General features: G+C 67.1%; 1 protein-coding gene. It reads right to left on the bottom strand.

The features are described from left to right. The coding region (locus tag AC4HNJ_RS21625) for an ImcF-related family protein (protein WP_490481685.1) at window positions 1-444 on the bottom strand (444 nt) is incomplete at both ends.

Here is a 444-nt window from a genome sequence, read left to right on the forward strand (position 1 = left end):
CGCGGGCGCGTCGTCGCCGCCGATCAGGTTCTTGGCACGTCGCACCAAGGTATCGCCAAGCGCCTGCGTCGCGCGGCCGGCTTCGGCTTCGTATTGCACCGATTTCATCAGCGCGATCAGGGGCGAGGTTTGCGCATCGGTCAATCGTGTCAGCTGATCGATGGCGGCATTCAAATCGGTGGCCGGTTGCCAGCGCAGGCTGTTGAGCATGCGCTGCCACGCCGCGGTGTAGTCGGCGAAATAGCGAGCCGTGAGGCGTGCTTTCAGATCGGCAGGATCGGGTGCGGAAGACGATGCGTCATCCCGGCCCGCAGGCGGCAAGCGGGCGCTGTCCGTCAGCACCCCGTCACTGGCCACCGGTTGGGCTTGCGCGGCGTCGTCGATGGCTTGCGCCACCATGCCGTCCCACGCGGCGCGCGTATACACCCCCGGCACGGTTTGCGA

This window comes from Dyella sp. SYSU CM1112 (assembly GCF_058216415.1).